General features: G+C 61.0%; 27 protein-coding genes. 13 read left to right on the forward strand and 14 right to left on the reverse strand.

The features are described 5' to 3' along the window. The first annotated feature begins 86 nt into the window (after window positions 1-86). The 4 genes from BMX92_RS00260 to BMX92_RS00275 are packed head-to-tail and all read left to right on the forward strand — an operon-like array spanning window position 87 to window position 1544. Window positions 87-557 (forward strand): hypothetical protein, encoded by a 471-nt coding sequence (locus BMX92_RS00260; RefSeq protein ID WP_143066690.1) that lies wholly within the window; start codon window positions 87-89, stop codon window positions 555-557. Next, window positions 554-967: a hypothetical protein gene (locus tag BMX92_RS00265; RefSeq protein WP_093010327.1), complete on the forward strand. Its 414-nt coding sequence runs from the start codon at window positions 554-556 to the stop codon at window positions 965-967. Before BMX92_RS00260 ends, BMX92_RS00265 begins: the two co-directional genes overlap by 4 nt. Beyond that, a complete protein-coding gene (locus BMX92_RS00270; protein WP_093010329.1) occupies window positions 967-1188 on the forward strand; it encodes a hypothetical protein in 222 nt (73 codons plus the stop codon). Before BMX92_RS00265 ends, BMX92_RS00270 begins: the two co-directional genes overlap by 1 nt. Next, window positions 1188-1544: a hypothetical protein gene (locus BMX92_RS00275; RefSeq protein ID WP_093010331.1), complete on the forward strand. Its 357-nt coding sequence runs from the start codon at window positions 1188-1190 to the stop codon at window positions 1542-1544. Before BMX92_RS00270 ends, BMX92_RS00275 begins: the two co-directional genes overlap by 1 nt. 198 nt (window positions 1545-1742) lie before the next feature. On the opposite strand, the gene BMX92_RS27210 is transcribed toward BMX92_RS00275, so the two are convergent. Next, the gene (locus BMX92_RS27210) at window positions 1743-2030 is read right to left on the reverse strand and encodes a hypothetical protein (protein WP_177184885.1); all 288 of its coding nucleotides are present in this window, start codon (window positions 2028-2030) and stop codon (window positions 1743-1745) included. Here BMX92_RS27210 and BMX92_RS00285 point away from each other — a divergent pair. The 4 genes from BMX92_RS00285 to BMX92_RS00300 are packed head-to-tail and all read left to right on the forward strand — an operon-like array spanning window position 2029 to window position 3312. Beyond that, window positions 2029-2298 (forward strand): hypothetical protein, encoded by a 270-nt coding sequence (locus BMX92_RS00285; protein ID WP_093010335.1) that lies wholly within the window; start codon window positions 2029-2031, stop codon window positions 2296-2298. The two genes, BMX92_RS27210 and BMX92_RS00285, sit on opposite strands and share 2 nt — an antisense overlap. Next, on the forward strand, window positions 2292-2639 hold the full coding sequence (locus BMX92_RS00290; RefSeq protein WP_093010337.1) for a hypothetical protein: 348 nt from the start codon (window positions 2292-2294) through the stop codon (window positions 2637-2639). Before BMX92_RS00285 ends, BMX92_RS00290 begins: the two co-directional genes overlap by 7 nt. Window positions 2640-2641: 2 nt before the next feature. Then, window positions 2642-3124, forward strand: coding sequence for a hypothetical protein (locus BMX92_RS00295; protein ID WP_093010339.1), 483 nt, complete (start codon window positions 2642-2644; stop codon window positions 3122-3124). Continuing rightward, window positions 3121-3312 carry a hypothetical protein gene (locus tag BMX92_RS00300; protein ID WP_093010340.1) on the forward strand — a complete coding sequence of 64 codons (192 nt, stop codon included), beginning with the start codon at window positions 3121-3123 and terminating at the stop codon, window positions 3310-3312. Before BMX92_RS00295 ends, BMX92_RS00300 begins: the two co-directional genes overlap by 4 nt. Window positions 3313-3646: 334 nt before the next feature. Here BMX92_RS00300 and BMX92_RS27215 read toward each other — a convergent pair whose 3' ends face one another. After that, the gene (locus tag BMX92_RS27215) at window positions 3647-3817 is read right to left on the reverse strand and encodes a hypothetical protein (protein ID WP_177184886.1); all 171 of its coding nucleotides are present in this window, start codon (window positions 3815-3817) and stop codon (window positions 3647-3649) included. 562 nt (window positions 3818-4379) lie between these two features. Between BMX92_RS27215 and BMX92_RS27220 the strand changes: the two genes are divergently transcribed. The 4 genes from BMX92_RS27220 to BMX92_RS00315 all read left to right on the forward strand — a co-directional run bounded on the left by BMX92_RS27220 (window position 4380) and on the right by BMX92_RS00315 (window position 5716). Next, on the forward strand, window positions 4380-4556 hold the full coding sequence (locus BMX92_RS27220) for a hypothetical protein (protein WP_177184887.1): 177 nt from the start codon (window positions 4380-4382) through the stop codon (window positions 4554-4556). 139 nt (window positions 4557-4695) lie between these two features. After that, the gene (locus tag BMX92_RS00305; RefSeq protein ID WP_143066691.1) at window positions 4696-4974 is read left to right on the forward strand and encodes a hypothetical protein; all 279 of its coding nucleotides are present in this window, start codon (window positions 4696-4698) and stop codon (window positions 4972-4974) included. An 89-nt stretch (window positions 4975-5063) separates the two neighbouring features. After that, window positions 5064-5333 (forward strand): hypothetical protein, encoded by a 270-nt coding sequence (locus BMX92_RS00310; protein ID WP_093010344.1) that lies wholly within the window; start codon window positions 5064-5066, stop codon window positions 5331-5333. An 83-nt stretch (window positions 5334-5416) separates the two neighbouring features. After that, on the forward strand, window positions 5417-5716 hold the full coding sequence (locus BMX92_RS00315) for a hypothetical protein (protein WP_093010346.1): 300 nt from the start codon (window positions 5417-5419) through the stop codon (window positions 5714-5716). Window positions 5717-5740: 24 nt separating this feature from the next. Here the strand turns inward: BMX92_RS00315 and BMX92_RS00320 are convergent, their stop codons facing one another. The 12 genes from BMX92_RS00320 to BMX92_RS00370 form a co-directional block, all read right to left on the reverse strand. Continuing rightward, window positions 5741-5995 carry a helix-turn-helix domain-containing protein gene (locus BMX92_RS00320; RefSeq protein ID WP_093010348.1) on the reverse strand — a complete coding sequence of 85 codons (255 nt, stop codon included), beginning with the start codon at window positions 5993-5995 and terminating at the stop codon, window positions 5741-5743. Next, the gene (locus tag BMX92_RS00325; RefSeq protein ID WP_093010350.1) at window positions 5992-6330 is read right to left on the reverse strand and encodes a hypothetical protein; all 339 of its coding nucleotides are present in this window, start codon (window positions 6328-6330) and stop codon (window positions 5992-5994) included. The genes BMX92_RS00320 and BMX92_RS00325 overlap by 4 nt, the downstream gene beginning before the upstream one ends. 164 nt (window positions 6331-6494) lie before the next feature. Beyond that, window positions 6495-8015, reverse strand: a complete 1521-nt coding sequence (locus BMX92_RS00330; RefSeq protein WP_256213225.1) for a DUF3987 domain-containing protein — start codon at window positions 8013-8015, stop codon at window positions 6495-6497. Then, window positions 8012-8929: a DUF7146 domain-containing protein gene (locus tag BMX92_RS00335; protein ID WP_093011211.1), complete on the reverse strand. Its 918-nt coding sequence runs from the start codon at window positions 8927-8929 to the stop codon at window positions 8012-8014. The genes BMX92_RS00330 and BMX92_RS00335 overlap by 4 nt, the downstream gene beginning before the upstream one ends. Before the next feature lie 47 nt (window positions 8930-8976). Next, a complete protein-coding gene (locus tag BMX92_RS27225; protein WP_177184888.1) occupies window positions 8977-9132 on the reverse strand; it encodes a hypothetical protein in 156 nt (51 codons plus the stop codon). Next, window positions 9129-9449 (reverse strand): hypothetical protein, encoded by a 321-nt coding sequence (locus tag BMX92_RS00340; protein ID WP_093010355.1) that lies wholly within the window; start codon window positions 9447-9449, stop codon window positions 9129-9131. The genes BMX92_RS27225 and BMX92_RS00340 overlap by 4 nt, the downstream gene beginning before the upstream one ends. Beyond that, window positions 9442-9651, reverse strand: coding sequence for a hypothetical protein (locus BMX92_RS00345; protein ID WP_093010357.1), 210 nt, complete (start codon window positions 9649-9651; stop codon window positions 9442-9444). Before BMX92_RS00345 ends, BMX92_RS00340 begins: the two co-directional genes overlap by 8 nt. After that, window positions 9644-9838: a hypothetical protein gene (locus BMX92_RS00350; protein ID WP_093010359.1), complete on the reverse strand. Its 195-nt coding sequence runs from the start codon at window positions 9836-9838 to the stop codon at window positions 9644-9646. Before BMX92_RS00350 ends, BMX92_RS00345 begins: the two co-directional genes overlap by 8 nt. Then, on the reverse strand, window positions 9831-10043 hold the full coding sequence (locus BMX92_RS00355; protein WP_093010361.1) for a hypothetical protein: 213 nt from the start codon (window positions 10041-10043) through the stop codon (window positions 9831-9833). The genes BMX92_RS00350 and BMX92_RS00355 overlap by 8 nt, the downstream gene beginning before the upstream one ends. Further along, the gene (locus BMX92_RS00360; protein WP_093010363.1) at window positions 10043-10231 is read right to left on the reverse strand and encodes a helix-turn-helix domain-containing protein; all 189 of its coding nucleotides are present in this window, start codon (window positions 10229-10231) and stop codon (window positions 10043-10045) included. Before BMX92_RS00360 ends, BMX92_RS00355 begins: the two co-directional genes overlap by 1 nt. Before the next feature lie 143 nt (window positions 10232-10374). Then, complete coding sequence (locus BMX92_RS00365; protein WP_143066692.1) at window positions 10375-11097, reverse strand: hypothetical protein; 723 nt, start codon at window positions 11095-11097, stop codon at window positions 10375-10377. Next, a complete protein-coding gene (locus tag BMX92_RS00370) occupies window positions 11094-12269 on the reverse strand; it encodes a tyrosine-type recombinase/integrase (protein ID WP_093010367.1) in 1176 nt (391 codons plus the stop codon). The genes BMX92_RS00365 and BMX92_RS00370 overlap by 4 nt, the downstream gene beginning before the upstream one ends. Before the next feature lie 265 nt (window positions 12270-12534). Between BMX92_RS00370 and BMX92_RS00375 the strand changes: the two genes are divergently transcribed. Beyond that, a complete protein-coding gene (locus tag BMX92_RS00375; protein WP_093010369.1) occupies window positions 12535-14556 on the forward strand; it encodes a calcium-binding protein in 2022 nt (673 codons plus the stop codon). Window positions 14557-14700: the final 144 nt, after the last annotated feature.

Raw genomic sequence — 14700 nt, forward strand, 5'->3', positions numbered from 1 at the left:
CTGGTTACGTAACCAACGAGCCGAACGGAAGCTACCAACGACCGCCCGGCTCTAACCGCAACCCCTGTCTAAGAGGGATTGAAGCTATGCACGAAGTAGCAACTTCGCGGCGCGCCGTCATGTGCGCGTTCGCTCTTACTCCACTTTATGCCATCCCGGCCGTTAAAGCTGCCCCAACAGACGCTATTAACGCGCCTGCCATCTCCATGACAAAGGTTGATAGGACCGCGTGGGATGCTGCGTTGGAGCAGTATACCGCCGCCAGATATGCGGAAGATACTTTTGACCGCCATACTTGGACGCCCGCCTATGAGCGCGAGAAAAGTGGCAAGTCCAAGATACCGGACAGGGTATCGGAAAAGATGGATCGCCTGACCGATGTGCGGTGCGACGCCGAAGACCGGCTGATCGCCACCGCCTCGCCCACTCTGTCGGCGGCCATCTGGAAAATTGAATACGCCCGCAATCGCTGGGCCGATTTCGTGGACTGGCCTGACGACTGGTGGATTTCGGTGATGACCGATCTGCGCCGCTTTGCAGGGGAGGCAGTGGCATGACCCGGCCCCTGATTACCTCTGCCTTCATCGCGAAACTGCTCGCGCCCCTGCCCGCAGAAGATCGTGCAGCTATTGAGGCTGATGATCGCTCGGAGCGTGCCAAATGCTGGCACCGCAACTGGCTTTTGGCGAGGCGAGATATCCGCAAATACGAAGCGGCCGAGTTGGATCGAATCCACAACGTCTTTTACGGCGACAAGACCCAGCGGAGTACCGCTGACGCCCAGCGCGCGGCCTTCAACGCCGTTGGCCGCCTCGTCCTCACGCCGGGCACCTCGCAGTCTGACATCAAGGATAAGCGCACGCTGGCGCGCAAGGTCGCGGGGGCCGAAAGTCGGTGGCCTGCGGAATGGGCCGTAGCGCTCGCCGAAGACGAGGCATTCCTCGCAGCCAAGAAGAGGAGGGCGTGATGACCAAGCGCAAGTTCATCCGCCTGTCGCTCAAGGTTCTCGCACCGGAAAGTGAACGCGATCTGCTGGATCAGGGCAAGGCGTTGGCCTTCGATGCCGGCTGGAAAGCTGAGCAGAGCGGCGACCTGATGCAAATTGGCAAAGGCCCGGCATGGATTGCTGGATATTTAGCTGCCGAGCAGGCCCGCCACGCTCGTCACTTTGCAGTCAGGAGGGCGTGATGACCGACCGTCGCACCTTCCTCACCGGCCTGGCGCTCGCCTCGATCGCTGCGCCAGCCGCCGCCCAGACGCTCGTCTGTACGGCTTCGCCTTTCGCCGTCGCCCTGGCTGAATATCGCAGCGCCCGCGCTGTGTTCGACCGCAGCATGCACCTGCCAGACGCCGACGCCTGCACTCTGGCGGGCAACGCTTCGGACGATGCCTTTGAGCGGATGCTTCTCGCGCCCGCCAGTTCCATCGCGGACATAGCCACCAAGCTTGAAATTGCCCTTGTCGAATATGAGGGCTGCGATTTCGATGAGAAGCGGCTGGCCATCATCGCCAAGGACGTTCGGCGTCTGGCAGGGGAGGCCTGACCGATGGACATGGCAAAAACTCCGGGGGCTTCGGCCCCCCTCCGTTCCGTGCGCCCTATTGGCGAGGCCAGCCCGGCTTATGACCTGCTACCGCGCATCGAAAAGGCGATACGCCTCCGCAACTGGCGCCCGACCCGTTTCGGCCGCAGGGCGACGGGTGATCCCCGCCTTGTGTTCGACATCAGAAACGGCCGGAAACTAAGGGAGGATACCCGCCTCCGCATCCTCGCATTGCTGGCAAGGCTTGAAGCCCAGCCCAGCGCTGACAGCAGCTTTGACCCTCACCTGTGGCTTGACCGGTTCAAACAGGCGGGTGGCATGGTTGATGTTCAGAATGGGGTGGTCGTTCTCGCCTGCCCCCTCACCTCGACCGCTCCAGTCCGACAGGCAGAGCGCGGCAGGCTGGTGGAAGTCGTCAGCCAGGACGACGCTAAGCGCGATGCCGTCTGCACCCTCATTCTCGATATGGCGAAGGGAGGCGCACATGACTGACGCCCAACAAGGCACGTCCATCATGGAGACGGCTCCGGTCGCCTTCGATCCAGCCGCATGGCTTAGCGCTTATGTCGAGCTGGGCGGCGGATACACTGTCACCGGCGCAAGCTGCTGCTTCCACTCGCCCAACAGCCTGTCCCACGTCGAGCGAACCGCATTGGCAGCGCATCAACTGCCCTTGCTGGCCGATCCTGCGAAGCGGGAAGCCGTGAGGGCATATCTCACCGTTCGCAGCCCCAAGGAGGCGCTGGCATGCTGATCTATCGCACCAATCTGGCCGCCCGTGGCGAACCCAAGCCCTATAGCCCGTCGATCGATATGGACGACCTCCCAACGGTCTACATCCGACCACTTCGCGTGTCCGCCAAGCGCAAGAGGCGCGGCACTACCAGTCCGGTTGGCCTGACGCGGGCTGCACCCGACTTGTTGGCCCGCATCGATCGCCTTGTTTTAAGTCATGCCCTTTCGGACACGGCGATCGGTTGCGCGGCGCTCAATGATCCGAATGCGGTGCTCGCCATTCGCGATGGCCGGTGCATCCGCGATGCGACGCGAGCGCGGCTCGTCCAGTATCTCGACAAGCTTGAAGGGAGGGGCTGATCATGGCGAGCAAACCAGCCAAACCGGCCCCCTATCGCCCCCGGCACAAGAGGGCATGGGTCCGCCGCAACGATCGACGCTCACGCTTCCCCGCGCCGACCGTCGCCACCTTCCTGCTATCCATGCCGACGCTGCGTCATGAAGAACTGGGCAGGATCGCGGAACGGGCTATCGAACGCATGGACGCAATGGACGGCGATGCCGACCTTGAGAACGCCACCAATCTTGAGGATGATTTCACGCTGACCACAGCGGCAGTCTTATCCTTCGATCGCAGCCCCGGTTGTCCGATCGCGGACGCTGGGGGCCAATGCGACGAGGATGAGATAAACACCGCGTTCGGCAACAAGGATTGGGAGGCCGTGGGAGGGGCGGGATGCCCGATTAGCGATGCCGGGGGCGGCAACGTGGAGGATGAGGGGCAGATCAATGAGGTTGCTCCCTATACCGGCCCGCTCGCGATCGAGAAGGGCTCGGCGATATGAGGGAAGCCCAGCCCCGCTTGCTGGTCGGCATCAGCGCGATAGCGGCCCACAGCCGCATTACCGAGACGCTGGCCAAGCAACTCATCAATCAGCGCGCGTTGCCCGTCTGGCACAGCGCCGGGCGACCCATGACCACGGCGAACGCGCTGGAAGAATGGGGGCAGTTGCGCCGCGCCGGTAAATTCTGACCTGATCCATTGCCATCATGGCAATGCCCAGCGCCCCGGTTCGAAAGGATCGGGGCGTTCTTTTTAGCGCCTGACAAAAATACCCGCCATCGGTGCAAGCAGGACATGACTCATACTGTCCAGCGCAAGAATTTTGTCTGATCTGTGCAAGGCGACTCAGTCAAAAACCGATAATCGTCCGCCGGCGACCCGGAGGCTTGTAGCCTTCGAAAACTGGCCTGCTCGCATAACGGGCAGGCCTTTTTCGTTTACGCGATCACGGCGCTGCGCCTGCGTCGGCTCACGATAACCCCGCCAGTCAGGCGACGGCGGGGCAAGGTGTCGGACCTACATATCAGGCAACCTCTGGCTCTTTAGCCTCCTCCAGCTTTTTGAGATGGTTCCAGTAGCTCGCCGCCAGCGCGAGGTGAACGCGCTTGGATGCAGCATCGTTGGTCATGTTGGCTTTTCGGATTTCAGCCCTCGCCCGGCGCTCATAATAGGCTTTCGCGGGAATTTTGCGCACTTTGCTCCTCCTTGAGTTGAACAAAGGCCGTCCACCTTGGGTAGAGGCCATCCGCGAGGGGCGTCCTCGCGAACGGCGCCAATTTACGAAGGCCAGCGTGATTCTTCAAGGAGGTGGGGCGCCACCACCGTGGTTATCGCCTCGTTTTTTAAACCTATCTCGCCTCTAAACCGCCTGCACTTTACAGGTCGCACGCTCGTTTGCGGCGTCGCATAAAAGCCGATCCCCGGCACCGCGTTTACTACTTTTTGCTACTTTTGAAATCGGCGTCACAGCAGGCGGCACCGATCCGTATCGCATCCCTATTTTGCGGGCGGCCCTTTGATATCCATTGATTGTTTATCAAAGGCCGGGGCATCCCCTCGCGCGCGCGCGCGATGCGTCCGGTTTCTACCGGTCATCGGCCCTTGCCGCCGCCCGCAAGTCGTCTCTAAGGGTTCCGGCTGTAGAGCGGACCGGGCGCAAGCGACCAAACATCGCCGCTCTATCCATAATTCACTATCCCGGGTAGCGGACATGGAATTGGGCCGCTAACTCAGATCGTCGTTGTAAAGGGGGCTGTATGCAGATTGAGATTACACCGGATGAACTGCGATATTTGATTAAGTGTGGGGCAGCCTTGGCGCAAAATATACCGGAAAAATCACTCATCACATACTGCGGCTTTGATAAGCAGCAGATCATTGATTTTTCCGAGAAAATGCGTCGCGAATTGGACACATCCGGACTGGACATGTGAGCATGCAGTCCGACCGCGTCGGCTATCTGGCTTTTCGAAGAAATGCCCGGCGCGAAACGACCATTTATTGCCGTTTATACCGCTTGCAGCGCTACCCAGAAGCAGACACATATACCGTCGCTAATCAGCGTGAGGAAATATGAAGGCGGCATTCTGGCGTTTCGCACACATGCGTTACCAAGGGCGCAAGCCTATGCTTCTCACCGACATAGCCGCCTTCACTTGGTTTACCTTCTTTGCGCTGGTGTATGGATGTGCCGTGCTGGCTGGTTGGAAGCCGGGCATCGCAGAAGCTCTCGTAGGGATCGTATTGGTTGGTCTCCCGCTCGTTGGGGGTGTGCTTCATCGCCGCATTAGGCTGGAGGCCGCAAAAGGACCGGACGCTCTTTATCGGAAGCGCATTGAAGCAAGCAGGTGATCAGGCAACGAACGACCATTTTTTGCCGCTCGAAAACGCCCTACAATTTCCTGATTGCGGACGTTCGTTGAGCGAGGCAGCATGTCACGATGACCATCACCCCTGCCACCCTCGCTCAGCTACAACTGCCTGACATTGATGCGGTCATCTTCTCCAAACGGGATGAGATTGTCACCGACCTGATCTGCTGCGATGTGGATATTGCAGGTCGCGTATGGACGTTCCACGAGGAAGTGAAGGGATGGGATATCCTAATCGCACATTTATCAGCACTGCCCGGCTTCCGGGCTGATTGGTATGAAGCCGTCGTCAAACCTCCCTTCGCGGCAATCGAGACGGTTGCGTTCGATCGACGCTGAACGACCATTTGTGGCCTCTTGCTACATCTACGCGATTCTTCGAAAGCAGACGTTCGAAGCTATTATCAGAGATTGAGCATCGTATGTTTGTAATGCACACCGTTGACGATCTTTGGGACCACATCGCCTATGTCTTAGGTTATGCTCCTGACCGCTTTCCTTATCGTGATTTCTTGCCCGATGACCAGCAAATGACGCTGGGCCGAGCCTTTGAGCAGCTACACGAAGGAATTGCGATCGCTTATCCAGAAGCGCGGTCGGAGCAAAAAAGACAGGAACTTCATGCCATTCTCGATCAGTCTCACGCAGCTTATCGGAGTGGCGAAGAAATTGCGGCGGGCAAGTTTCTAAATGAGTTCGAAAGCCAGATTTTCAAACGATAGTTGCCTGTCAGCTTTCCACCCAAGTTAGCCGTTCTCGACCTTTGCCTGCGCATCCCGCGCCGCCTCTGCCATCCCGTTCGGGTCGCGCTCAATGGCCGCCACGATCAACCGCATGGCGGGCGTCGGCTTCGTCACGCCCTGCTCCAGATCACGGATGGCAGGAAAGCCCAGGCCATAGCGCGCAGCAAAAGCGCGCTGGCTCAGCTTCAACTTCCGAAACCGGAGCCGGAACAGATCGCGCGCGAACCCCACCTTGCCCCGGTCTGGATCAAAGCTCATTCGCCCAACTCCCACACCGGCACCCGCTGCCCGACCATTCCCCCGATATAGCCCCGCGCGAAGCGGCTGGTCTGGTCCGAGAATGGCCAGCGATAGGCAGCGCCCACATCATCCATAAACACCACGCGCCCACCATCCAGACGCCAGATGAGGCCGCCCAGTCCGTCACTGGCAGCACCACCAGCAGGGAAGCCGAACAGGTCTTCCGTCGTCCAGCCCATCATCGCCGCGCCCTTGCCAAACTCGTTCAGCAGCCGGTCGCAGTCGCGGATGACCCGTTTCCATCGATCGCGCGGATAGCCGCCAAGGGGGCGTTCAAGATCAAGGGATGCCACCCCATCCTGCCATGAAAGCAGCAGATCGCGAGGAGAGAGGGCCGGGACGTTAGGGACATTAGGGACAAAACTACCCTGATCAGCCCTATCGTCCCTATTGTCCCTAACGTCCCCGGTATCCGCTTTCGTTTCGAGTGCCTTCGCACGCTCAAGCCATCGTCCCATCAGTTGCCTCCGAACACAGCAGGGTTGACCAGATAATCGCCGCGACTGCGGCCAGTGAAATCGCCACCACGCCCGCCAATCTCGACCAGCCATCCGGCATCGCAGAGATAGGCCACGGCATCGTCCAGCGGTTGGGCCGTGCGCATGGTCGGCAGATGGCTCTTGTGGGGCGAGCGCTTGAGGTCGCGCTTGTTCACGCGGTCCATCCTCAATTTGAGGATATAGCGCGCCAGCACGGCGGCGTTGCGCTCGACCAGCGGTAGAGAGGCGTCGCCATAGACCCGCAGCGCCATGGGCTTGGCGTATTCATCCACCCATTCCGCCGCCGCACCGACAGAACGGGCGCTGACGGTTTCAGGCTCAGGCCCGCCCCGAATAGCCCAGGCCGTCAGTTCCGACACCAAGGCGAGACGCAGAACGGCCCCATCCAGCTTGCCGCAGAAGGATTTATAGAGCGCCCCAGCATCCTCAATGCCCTCGCTATTCGACCGGCCCCATTCATAGAATAGGTCGGACGCTTCCGGGGCCAGTGGGATCGTGATCGAAGTTTGGTTGCCCGCTTCGTCGCGCCCCCACTGCAAACCGTCCAGCCGCCGATAGATCGCTTCAAGCTGGCCGATATCTGCCAGTTGCCGAGGCCGACGAAACGGAACCGGATCAGGCCATGCCCACAGGAAGCGGGCCACTAGGCCATCATCAACCGCCCCAAGCAGCGCATCCGCCATCTTCGCCGGCTGGATCCCGCCCAGCACCGACACCCCGTTGAACGATATCCGCAGCGCCGCCTTAGCGCCTTTGCGATCGATGACGAACGGACGCCCACCATATGCCTCCAGCCAAAATTCACGGCCACCTGGCGAATAGCGTTCAAAGCTGGTGAGCCAGCCCGCCAGTTCGTCACGGAAATGCATGGTGCCTGCGGGGTTGCCCGCAAGAATAGCGCCCACCGCTTCGGGCGTGGCATCCATGATCATGGTGCGCCGACGCTGCGGCTCTTCCGGCTCGACCGCCGCCAGCGGCATGGATGGCGTGCCCATGCCGTCCTTATGCGCGGCCTCGACATTCTTCTGCCATGTCTGCTTTTCGACCTTCGCTCGCTCGCAGTCGGCAAAATAGGCCAGCATCCGGGTCTGATGATCAAATGCGTGGTCGGCTTCAATGACCCGCATCGGCCCCGTGATAGCGTCCAGAACAGGCGATTTCTTCGATGATGGATCACCCACCGCGCCAGCCCAGATGATGCAAGGCTCCGACCATGGCGTTTCCGCATAAGGACGCACCCGCCGCTTGCCACCGATCAGGCTGGCACATGCCGATATGAACCCGACCGCCGCATAATCTACCGGCGCGCCCGTTCCTTCCGCCACATCGCTGACAAGCTGCCATGCGTCCCCGAACAGATCGGCAGGCATCGGCACGGCCTGACGCCTGCCCCCGCGCAGAACGTCCATATCCGGGATGCCGAAGGGCGACGTGGCTTCGGCGCTGTCAAAGCGCTCTTTCATGCTTGCGACGCTCACTTGCGCGCCTCCATCAATTCAGCATTGAAATCCTTGGCGGTGACAGGGAAGAAAGTCCGCGTCTCCAGCCCGCGAGAGCGGAAGGCGTTGGCCGCCTTCTGCGCGGCGGATCGCCCCGCCTCGTCATTGTCGCCGCCGATCGCGACCGAGCGAACAGCCGCGGGAAATTGCATCGACGGCAGCATGCTCGCACCCGCCGCGACCCAAACGGGACGGCCAATTTCCTGCGAGAGCGTCAGGCCATCCTCCAGCCCTTCACAGACGATCAGCACCGGCGCGATATCGGCCAGACGGATCGCTCCCCCCGCCACACGGCCAAGGCTCAGCTTAGCCTTCGGAACTGGCGCTTTCCCGGTCCCGGCCGGATTGAGATAGGTCCGCTGGATACCCTCGATCCGGCCCGACACGGAGGATACAGCCGCGATCAGCGTCGGGTACACCTCGTCCCGCTTGCCATAACGGAGATGGGCGAAGCGGATGCTGGGCGGGATCGGAAGATGCAGGCCCCGCGTGCGCAGATAGGCTTCCGCAGGCGTCCCGGTCGCAGGTTCAGCCGCCTTCCAGATCGCCAAGGCTTCCGCGCTCCGATCGTCGTCATCGCGCTTCTGCATCACCGGGGCGGCCACGATAGGGATCAGGCCCGAATTGAGCATGCCCAGCGCTTCCATCAGAGTCACGCCTTCCGCGCGCATCACATAGTCCAGCACATCGCCATTCGCGCCGCAGCCGAAGCAGTGGAACCGCTCGCCCCCGGCGAAGATGGTGAAGCTGGGGCTGCGATCCGCATGGAACGGGCAGCAGCCTTTCAGCTCGTTCCCGGCGCGAGTCAGCTTCACCGACTTGCCGACGATGCCCGGCAGAGGGTTTTCGGAGCGGACGCGGGCCAGCACGTCATTGAAATCGGTATCTGTCATCTGGCGACCGTGATGCCGATTGTGATCATGGTAGGAAAATGTGGATATCATGCCGCACCTCCCGATGGATCGAAGGCAGGGCCAGCGATGTCATCCAGCGTCAGGTGCAGCGGCTTTGCCTGCTTCCGCCCTGTCTCATTGCGAAGATGGCGACGCTGCTGGGCGGCGCGCCAATGGCGGCGATCGAGGATCACGGCACTCATGCGGCACCGCCATTCTGGGCATGTTCAGCCAGAACCCAGACGATAGAGGCGATACCCGACTGGCTCTTGCGACGCCGGCCACTGTCCACAATCTTGCGCATCACACGCAGTTCGCTGGTGCGCGGGCGGACCCGGAAACGCTCCCAGCCAAGGCGCTCGGCAATCTCATCGCCGGTAGCGCCATAAGTGGCGACGTCGCGCAGCACGCCAAGGATCAGCTTTTGCAGATAGGACACAGCGGGCGCGATGGCGTCGGCCGCAGCCAGCGCGGTATCGATCGGATAGGCGCCAGGATGGTGCGGATAATTGTTAGCCATTGGAAACCTCCGCGACAGGAGGAAGCCCGGCCCGATCCAGCAGCGTGGCGAGCCAGTCGGATTGAGCGGGCGTCAGGGGCGTGGGGTCGACCACACATTGCCCTAGGAACGATCCAGCCTTTCTACTCTGCCGTTCGCCCCGGTTGAGCAGCGCCAACGCGGCGGCGCTATGGTCGATGAAGGGGGGAATGGACTTAGCCATTGGTGCGGCCCTCCCCCGTCTTGTCCTCGATCGGCCAGCCGTGGACCTGCCGACGCGCCTCAGCACAGCGCATCGCTTCACCGTGCGCCCTAAACTCCAGGCTAGGCCAAGAGATTGAGCGCGGTTCAAAGGTGACGACATAGCGGCCACCAATCGGCGCTTTGGTGATGGTGATGCTGTCAGGCATCGCGCGCCTCCCCGAAATGGAGAGCAAAGATCAGGCCGCTGATGCTCGGCGAAACATGGTGACGGAGCGACAGGAGTTGCGCGCGCCAGTCATTGCCTTTATCCTCAAGCCCGCTGATGTGATGAATTTGGAAGTGGCCGCTCTTGCCGGGGCGGCCCTTTCGTTTATCGGCGCTTTCGGCGCGCCGGGCCGTGGCGACCGGCATTAGGCCGCAGCCTCCGCAACGCGCTTGGCTACGTAGTCTTTGAGACTCGCAGTGGTGATGCGGGTGGCCCGGCCGACCTTGAACGCGATCAGTTCACCGGCGTTGATAAGCTCATAGCCCTTGGTGACGCCTACGCCGAGTGCAGCGAAAGCGTCTTTGGGCGGAACTGCGATTGGCTCGATTGACATTCGTGTCGCTCCATAAAAGCCAGCGCGAAGGCTGGCGGGCGACAGGAAAAGTGTGCGAATTTAACGAGCGAATCCAAGGAACTATTTCCCCGAAACCATCCGGAGCATCGAGCGCTAATTGCTCCGGATGGAATTAGCGATTTTCATCCGGCTTTGGAGCGCAACGCTTCTACATAGCGTCGTCCCGCAGATGCCAACCCTTGCCTCCAACTATCGCCAGGTGTCGGCTGTAGGGGCAAAACTCTATCTCCTGTGTCGGGGACGGCATCCCGAACCAACTCGCCGTCCTCTTTCGCCTCCTTGATGCTCATGGCAGCGCCGTCCAACAGCGAGATAGCCTGCGCACCCCATCTTGAAATAGTGTCCCACTCCTGTCCGTAAGCATCAGCTATCGCACCATGCCGTGATGCCGCAGATAGTCCTATGCCTTCCAAATAGGCGTCCCATTTCAAAGCCTGCAACTTCTCGACAGCCACGCGCACGGCTTTGCTTCGCCCTCCGATCTCGGCGAACAACCGAGGTTTGTCACCTCGGCGGACAAAGAACGCTTCCTGTGACACTTGCCCTATTAGATCGTGATCAGCACCTTCCAACCCATTGAAGAACTGAGCTGCGATTGCCATCTGTCGCTGAATGGATTTCAACACTTGGTCGCGATCATTTGGATCTGGCGGGATGCCACACGCGGCGCGCAGTGCTTTACGCCCTATCAAACTTGCTGCGAATTGAACGGCTTCTAAAGCAGCATGGAAATGTTGAGCATCAGTTGCTTCCGTACCAAAGCAACCAGCGACTTCGAGGTCATTCAACAATTCATCTAATGCGGCATGCGCGGCTTCTCTATTCGGATATCCGGCCGCCATCATCCGACCTCCTTCAATTTCACAACGTTAGATTCGCCAACTGCATATCGGCCCCAAGCATCGAGCAGCTCGCGCCGCATCTGCATGAAAGCTGTTCGCTTATAGGCGGCCACCACCTTGTCAGGCACCGCATGTGCCAATGCCGCCTCTGCAACAGGATCGGGGATCGATGGCATTTTCTCCGCCGCCCAGTCACGGAAGGAAGAGCGGAAACCATGGACGGTATAAGCCTTGCCAGCATCACGCATGACCTTTGTCAGCGTCATATCCGAGATTGGCTTGCCGCGTGTGCCGGGGAAGATCAGGCAATCCGCTCCAGTTGCCCGCAGCGGTGCCGCCCGCTCCAATATCTCGATCGCCACCGGGCTTAGCGTGACCTCATGCGCTTCGCGCGACTTCATCAATTCCGCCGGCCGCCGCCAGACCTTCGCCTCCAAGTCGATATGGCTCCATAGGGCGGTCCTTACCTCGCCCGACCGGGCGGCGGTTGCGATCGTGAAGAGCAGCGCCATGCGCCCCACCGTCTCCACCTTGCCCTGCGTGTCGGTAAAGAAGCCCGGCACCTCCACATAAGGCATCGCGGCGAAGTTCTTGCCCTTTGGTTGGCGTGATAAGCCGACCGAGACAGAGCGGGTCGGCGCCTCCGTAGCGCGCCAGCCTTTCGACTTGGCGAAATTCAACACCGTGCCGATCCGCTGGCGGACCTTGCGGGCAATCACCGGCTTCTCGATCCAGATCGGCGCGAGGGCATCGCGGATGGTGGACGCCTCGATATGGTCGACGCGGATATTCCCCAGCGACGGAACAGCATGTTCCTTGAGGGAGGCGAGGAAGGCCGCAGCATATTTGTCCGTCCAACCTTTGCTCAGTTCCGCATGACATTCGTCCGCCGCCTTGCGGAAAGGAGGCACTGGCCTGCGGTCTTTGTCGCGTTCCTTAATGGGGTCGCCCCCGGTACGCGCTACCTTGCGGAGCCGCGCCGCCGCTTCGCGCGCTTCCGCCAATGTAAGGTCGGAGAAGCCTCCCAGCCCGATGTCTCGACGTTCACCGCCAACCTGAACCCGCAGCAACCACGATTTGGCCCCGGTCGGCTTGACTAACAAATACAGACCCGCGCCATCTGCATGGCGGCCAGCCTTCGCGCTGCGCGCAGAAACGACGGTGAGCTTGCCCATTTCGGTTCCCTCATATGTTCCCTCGTTTTTGCACGGCTGTTAGCGAAGGTCAACGAATGTTCACGGAATGGTCACGGAGAACGAAAAGGGATGATCGGCAGAAATGCGACGGATGACGAAGGACGGCGAAAATGCGTTATAATCCTTGTCGGGCATCCAAAACTTTCCCTCTGCTATATTTTCCCCCGCCCCGCAGGCTTGTCCTTGATCGCCTGTTAAAAGCGTCATAACCCTTTGACGGGGTTTATGTTCACGGGCGGGGCAGATGGCGATTATCACGGGCACGACGGGCAATGATCGCCTGACCGGAACCGGCAACGACGACATCTTCCACCCCCTTTCCGGCCAGGACAGCGTCAATGGCGGCAATGGGTCTGACCGGCTGATCGTCGATTACACCGCCTTTCAAGCCTATAACTATCAAAATGCATCCACGATGCGGCTGGACGCCAGCGGGCTGACCGGGGCTATCCGGTCGCGAGTATCGAACGACAGCGTCTCCTTCTCCCGCGTCGAGGCGCTGGACGTCTTGCTGGGCAGGGGCGACGACTATCTCTCCTTCCGCGCCGAGATCGCCATGGTCGGCATATCCCTCGTCATCGATGCCGGTGGCGGCCGGGACCAGCTTACGCTCGCTCTCGCGCCGATCGGCGACGTGACCTTCACGGTCGATGCGACCGGCCTTGCGACGAGCAGCTTCGGCGGCCGCTTCACCGCGTTCGAAGATTTCAACCTGACGCTGGGCAATGGCAACCACCGCATCACCACCGGCGCGGGGCATGATCGCGTGCTGCTGAGCGCCGGAACCAGCCGGGTAAACACTGGTGCAGGCGACGACACCATCATCACCAGCGGCGGACGCAATGTGATCAATGGCGGCAGTGGCTATGACAACTGGATCATCCGTCTGGGCGGCACGACGGACGCAACGTCCCTGACAGTCAACGGCAAAACCGGCATGGCGGATATGGCTGGCGGAACCAGCGCCATGAATATCGAGCGTATCGACGCCAGCCTGGGGTCGGGCGCGGACACCATCACCCTGACCGATGCGAACGCGGGCTATGTGAAGGCCGGCGCCGGCGCGGACCAGTTCATCCTGCGCCGCCCGGGGGCGGTGGAGATTGACGGCGGCAGCGGCATCGACACGGCCAGAATCAACATGAGCGGCACGGTGCGCCACTTTGAAAGCGCGCTCACATCCAATGGCGCGGGCGGGTTTGATGGCAATCTGAGCTTCTATAATGGCGTCACCCTGACGTCGATCGAGCGGCTGATCGTGACGCTGAGCGATGGTGTCGACATCATCCACGTGGATGGCGATGCACTGGCCCGTGGGGCGATCCTGACGCTGAATGGCGGCGTCGGGCAGGACACTCTCTGGCTTGACCTGTCGGCGCTGACTGCGGTCACGCTGACGCCGACGGCGGAGGGCGCGTTGCAGCTTCTGGGCAGCAGCTTTTCCGGCTTCGAAGGCCTGCGCCTGACCGGGACGGCGGGCAATGACCGGCTGGGCGGGATAACGGGCAGCAACTATCTCGACGGCGCAGACGGGAATGACATTCTGATCGGCACGACCGGCAATGACCTATTACTGGGTGGCGATGGCGACGATCGCCTCTATGGCATGGGCGGTCGGGACGAACTCTATGGCGGCGCAGGCAATGACTATTATTATATCGACACCGACGATTACAGCACGCTGATCTATGAAAATGCCGGCGAAGGCCTGGATATTCTCTACTCCAGCGTCAGCGCGGGCCTGTTCGAAAATGTCGAGCGGCTGCAACTGACCGGATCGGCGGACATTGCGGGCACCGGAACCGATGCCGACGACATATTGGTCGGCAATGTCGGCGACAACCGGTTGCAGGGTCTGGGCGGGAAGGACATTCTGAGCGGCGGCGCGGGCATGGACATGCTGATCGGCGGGGGTGGCGCCGACAGGCTGACCGGCGGCGCGGGCGCCGATATGTTCTGGTTCGATACGCTGGGCAGCGCAGCCGATCGCGACGTCATCACCGATTTCGCACCGGGCACCGACTGGCTCTTCTTTGTCGCCGATAGCTTTGCCGGCCTGTCCACCCTGCCCGCCAACCATGCCATCCCCGCCAGCGCCTTCGTCGCGGGAATCGCGGCGACCAATGCGGCGCAGCACTTCATCTATGACGAGGGCAGCGGCAGCCTCTATTATGACAGCGACGGCGCGGGCGGCGCCAGCCAGACGCTGGTGGCAATGTTCACCGGCCTGCCGCACCTGACGGCCAGCGACATCTTCATCGCCTGAGAGTCTGTTTGAAAAATGCGCGAAAGAGCGCATTTTTGTAGCCGCACCAGCCCACACCCCCGCCCGACCGCCCATCAGGATACCATGTCTGGGCGGTCGGGCGGGGGTGTGGGCTGATGCGGATGCGCCAGAGGCGCGTCTCCA

It is taken from the genome of Sphingobium sp. YR768 (genome assembly GCF_900111125.1).
Taxonomy (GTDB): Bacteria; Pseudomonadota; Alphaproteobacteria; order Sphingomonadales; family Sphingomonadaceae; genus Sphingobium.